This window comes from Heliobacterium mobile (assembly GCF_009720735.1).
GTDB classification, from domain to species: Bacteria; Bacillota; Desulfitobacteriia; order Heliobacteriales; family Heliobacteriaceae; genus Heliobacterium; species Heliobacterium mobile.
Genome location: NZ_WNKU01000073.1, coordinates 1 through 2,509 on the forward strand (window position 1 = coordinate 1; position 2,509 = coordinate 2,509).

At 54.9% G+C, this 2,509-nt stretch carries 19 tRNA genes and 1 rRNA gene; all 20 read left to right on the plus strand.

What is annotated here, in order from left to right:
• Window positions 1-76: transfer RNA gene (locus GJ688_RS19415), tRNA-Glu, on the plus strand.
• A gap of 7 nt (window positions 77-83) precedes the next feature.
• Window positions 84-159, plus strand: a tRNA-Val gene (locus GJ688_RS19420).
• 7 nt (window positions 160-166) lie between these two features.
• Window positions 167-243, plus strand: a tRNA-Asp gene (locus tag GJ688_RS19425).
• Window positions 244-249: 6 nt separating this feature from the next.
• Window positions 250-340 (plus strand) — tRNA-Ser (locus tag GJ688_RS19430).
• 8 nt (window positions 341-348) lie between these two features.
• Window positions 349-423 (plus strand) — tRNA-Asn (locus GJ688_RS19435).
• 4 nt (window positions 424-427) lie between these two features.
• Window positions 428-503, plus strand: a tRNA-Met gene (locus tag GJ688_RS19440).
• A gap of 5 nt (window positions 504-508) precedes the next feature.
• Window positions 509-586, plus strand: a tRNA-Met gene (locus GJ688_RS19445).
• 16 nt (window positions 587-602) lie between these two features.
• Window positions 603-696 (plus strand) — tRNA-Ser (locus GJ688_RS19450).
• A gap of 3 nt (window positions 697-699) precedes the next feature.
• Window positions 700-776: transfer RNA gene (locus tag GJ688_RS19455), tRNA-Pro, on the plus strand.
• Window positions 777-786: 10 nt separating this feature from the next.
• Window positions 787-860 (plus strand) — tRNA-Gly (locus tag GJ688_RS19460).
• Window positions 861-879: 19 nt separating this feature from the next.
• A tRNA-Gly gene (locus GJ688_RS19465) sits at window positions 880-954 on the plus strand.
• Window positions 955-959: 5 nt separating this feature from the next.
• A tRNA-Arg gene (locus tag GJ688_RS19470) sits at window positions 960-1,036 on the plus strand.
• A gap of 6 nt (window positions 1,037-1,042) precedes the next feature.
• Window positions 1,043-1,118 (plus strand) — tRNA-His (locus GJ688_RS19475).
• A gap of 12 nt (window positions 1,119-1,130) precedes the next feature.
• Window positions 1,131-1,218: transfer RNA gene (locus GJ688_RS19480), tRNA-Leu, on the plus strand.
• Between the two features lie 22 nt (window positions 1,219-1,240).
• Window positions 1,241-1,317, plus strand: a tRNA-Pro gene (locus GJ688_RS19485).
• A gap of 14 nt (window positions 1,318-1,331) precedes the next feature.
• Window positions 1,332-1,418 (plus strand) — tRNA-Leu (locus GJ688_RS19490).
• A 3-nt stretch (window positions 1,419-1,421) separates the two neighbouring features.
• Window positions 1,422-1,496: transfer RNA gene (locus GJ688_RS19495), tRNA-Gly, on the plus strand.
• Window positions 1,497-1,499: 3 nt separating this feature from the next.
• Window positions 1,500-1,574, plus strand: a tRNA-Arg gene (locus tag GJ688_RS19500).
• Window positions 1,575-1,577: 3 nt separating this feature from the next.
• A tRNA-Thr gene (locus GJ688_RS19505) sits at window positions 1,578-1,653 on the plus strand.
• A 289-nt stretch (window positions 1,654-1,942) separates the two neighbouring features.
• A 16S ribosomal RNA gene (locus GJ688_RS19510) occupies window positions 1,943-2,509 on the plus strand; the annotation flags it as partial.

Here is a 2,509-nt window from a genome sequence, read left to right on the forward strand (position 1 = left end):
GGCCCGTTGGTCAAGCGGTCTAAGACACCGCCCTTTCACGGCGGTTACAGGGGTTCGAATCCCCTACGGGTCACCATTTTATTGGGCGATTAGCTCAGCTGGGAGAGCGCTTGCCTTACAAGCAAGATGTCGGCGGTTCGATCCCGTCATCGCCCACCAAATCATTGGAGCAGTGGTGTAGAGGCCTAACATGCCAGCCTGTCACGCTGGAGATCGCGGGTTCGAATCCCGTCTGCTCCGCCATCTACTGGAGTGGTACTCAAGTGGCTGAAGAGGACGGTTTGCTAAACCGTTAGTGGTCGTAAGGCCAGCGCGAGTTCAAATCTCGCCCACTCCGCCACCATTTATTCCTCGATAGCTCAACGGTAGAGCAACCGGCTGTTAACCGGTAGGTTGTAGGTTCGAATCCTACTCGAGGAGCCATTATCGCGGGATGGAGCAGTTGGTAGCTCGTCGGGCTCATAACCCGAAGGTCGCAGGTTCGAGTCCTGCTCCCGCAACCAAATCTGGCGGTGTAGCTCAGTTGGTCTAGAGCATACGGTTCATACCCGTAGTGTCGTAGGTTCAAATCCTACCACCGCTACCAAATTTCATAACCCATTGGAGAGATGGCCGAGTTGGTCGAAGGCGCACGATTGGAAATCGTGTAGGCGGGCAAAACCTGTCTCAAGGGTTCGAATCCCTTTCTCTCCGCCATGTCGGGGTGTAGCTCAGTTTGGTGGAGCGCCTGCCTTGGGAGCAGGAGGCCGCACGTTCAAGTCGTGTCACCCCGACCACTATCCCCTCGCGGGTGTAGCTTAATGGTAAAGCCCTAGCCTTCCAAGCTAGTTACGTGGGTTCGATTCCCATCACCCGCTCCATCTAAACTTAATATATGATGCGGAAGTAGCTCAGCGGTAGAGCATCGCCTTGCCAAGGCGAGGGTCGCGAGTTCGAATCTCGTCTTCCGCTCCATAAATGCGCCCGTAGCTCAGCTGGATAGAGTAACTGACTACGAATCAGCAGGTCGGGAGTTCGAATCTCTCCGGGCGCGCCATTTATGGTGGCTGTGGCGAAGTGGTTAACGCACCGGATTGTGGCTCCGGCACTCGTGGGTTCAAGTCCCATCAGCCACCCCATATACCTCCTTCGCCGGAGTGGCGGAATTGGTAGACGCAAGGGACTTAAAATCCCTCGGTCCGCAAGACCGTGCCGGTTCGAGTCCGGCCTCCGGCACCACTTTAATAACATTCTCTTTTATCGGGGCGTAGCTCAGTTTGGTAGAGCGCTACCTTGGGGTGGTAGAGGCCGCACGTTCAAGTCGTGTCGCTCCGACCATTAACTCAACAGATGCGGTCGTGGCGGAATTGGCAGACGCGCTAGATTCAGGTTCTAGTGGTCGCAAGGCCGTGGAGGTTCAAGTCCTCTCGACCGCACCAAATGCGGAAATAGCTCAGCGGTAGAGCATCGCCTTGCCAAGGCGAGGGTCGCGAGTTCGAATCTCGTTTTCCGCTCCATATGCGCCCGTAGCTCAGTGGATAGAGCACTGGTCTCCGGAACCAGGTGCGCAAGTTCGATTCTTGCCGGGCGCACCATTTGCCGCCGTAGCTCAGTCGGTAGAGCGTATCCTTGGTAAGGATAAGGTCACCGGTTCAATCCCGGTCGGTGGCTCCATTTTTTTGTCTCTTTTCAAAAATCCTAAAATTGCCGGTTGCATTTTAACGCATAACGTGATAAATTGTATTCCGTCGCTGATGAGGCGGCCAACGGCAAGACGGATGTTGCTGATTCTGGTCCTTGAAAATCAAACAGTTGTTAAAGCAAAAGCGTGCGAAACTAAAGTCAATTCGGCCCGCGCAAGCGGGACGGACAACTTCTTGAGAGTAGATGACTTCTGTTACAAGAAGCCTTAACTCGATAAGAAACTTATTAATGAGAGCTTGACTCAAGCTTATCTACATTTTTTGTGGAGAGTTTGATCCTGGCTCAGGACGAACGCTGGCGGCATGCCTAACACATGCAAGTCGAACGGAGAGCTGAAGTTTCGATGGAGGCTCTTAGTGGCGGACGGGTGAGTAACGCGTGGATAACCTGCCTGAGAGTGGGGGATAACAGCCCGAAAGGGCTGCTAATACCGCATAACGTTGTCTGGGGACATCCCTGGACAACCAAAGGAGCAATCCGCTCTTGGATGGGTCCGCGTCCGATTAGCTAGTTGGTGAGGTAATAGCTCACCAAGGCGACGATCGGTAGCCGGCCTGAGAGGGTGAACGGCCACACTGGGACTGAGACACGGCCCAGACTCCTACGGGAGGCAGCAGTGGGGAATCTTCCGCAATGGGCGAAAGCCTGACGGAGCAATGCCGCGTGGGGGATGAAGGTCTTCGGATTGTAAACCCTTGTCTTCGGGGAAGAAGTAATGACGGTACCCGAGGAGGAAGCCCCGGCTAACTACGTGCCAGCAGCCGCGGTAATACGTAGGGGGCAAGCGTTGTCCGGAATGACTGGGCGTAAAGCGCGTGCAGGCGGA